We start from the raw sequence: 1210 nt of genomic DNA on the forward strand, positions 1-1210 counted from the left end.
TGGCGGGATCCCCAGTTGGTGGAGTATTTCTTTGAGTTTCTGCGATCGCGGGCGCCAGATTTGGAGTAGGCTGGATAGAGCTTGCTTGTAGTGTATCAGCAGGATAGAGTCTTTTGCCGGGTGCCGATCCGCTGCGCCGTTGTGTAGGCTGTCGCCAGTTGTTTCCTCGCTCACAACTGTGGCGGCTGGTCAGGCAATTTGATTCCCACCAAGTGCTTTTGGGCGGGGGTATGGGGCGCTCTGCCTATGTCTGTCGGCGGCTGGAATGTCTGCAAGCAGCCCGGCGCAAGCAACAGATAAACCGAGCCCTCAAGGCACCTGTGCCTGACTCGTTGTTCCAACGGCTGCTGGATTCTCTTGAGCAAGATTCCCAGGGACATCTCCTCCAAAAGCCTGAGCCTTAGAGGTATTCCCAATGTAGGTAAGATATTCAAAGCGCCTCTTCAGGTTCGCTAAGTTGCGAACCACACGGCAGCCCCTCTCAACTGTCAGAATGGGAGTTGGCTGGAAAACTGAGGCCAAGTGGGATGAACTGCAGAGAGGTTATTCTGGAGGCGCTGTTGACATTTGCTCGTTCTTCCTCGGTTGCTTTACTGGATGTCCCCTGTGGATGTTGCCAGAGCAGCTTCAGACCTGGGTTCCCTTCAGGCCGGATCCCCGGAGGATTGCCGAGCTGTTCTCGATGCGCCGGAGGAAGCCCCCGCAAGCCCGAAAGGTTCGGCTCAACCCAATAACTTGGTTCCCATTGAGTTTGGATAGTAAAACTGACGAGAAGTAAAGGAGCAGAGGCTAGCAGACGAATGACCGATAAAGTTCGAATTTATGATATTGCCCGTGAGATGGGGCGTGACAGTCGGGATGTGCTGGAGGTTTGTGAGCAACTGGGGATCCCTTTCAAAACCCACAGCAGCACCATTTCTCCGGAGCAAGCTGAGTTGGTGCGCAGCAAGCTGGGCGCCCCCCACATTGTGAAACCTCCTCGACCCCGGCCCAAACCCCCATCTGAAAGCCTGCCGCCGGAGCCTCCTGCTGAAGCTAAAGCCAGTGAGCGCCCTCAGCAGAAAGCGCCCGGCACCGCCAGCGCGATCGTCGGCATTCGTCGGCCCGCGCCTGCTCAGCAGCCAGCTCCAGTTGGCGAAGCCAAGACGGCTGAAACTCTGCCGGCTGCCAAGACCTCGCTGTCTCGACCTGAGCGAGTCTCCCCCGAAAA

2 protein-coding genes are annotated in these 1210 nt (G+C 57.0%); both read left to right on the forward strand.

What is annotated here, in order from left to right:
* Positions 1–113 precede the first annotated feature (113 nt).
* The gene (locus NW819_RS11135; protein WP_011432759.1) at positions 114–404 is read left to right on the forward strand and encodes a YlxR family protein; all 291 of its coding nucleotides are present in this window, start codon (positions 114–116) and stop codon (positions 402–404) included.
* A 396-nt stretch (positions 405–800) separates the two neighbouring features.
* Positions 801–1210: translation initiation factor IF-2 N-terminal domain-containing protein (locus NW819_RS11140; RefSeq protein ID WP_414413779.1), on the forward strand; the 410-nt coding region annotated here is incomplete at its 3' end.

It is taken from the genome of Synechococcus sp. R8-2 (assembly GCF_047461715.1).
Classification (GTDB): Bacteria; Cyanobacteriota; Cyanobacteriia; order Thermostichales; family Thermostichaceae; genus Thermostichus.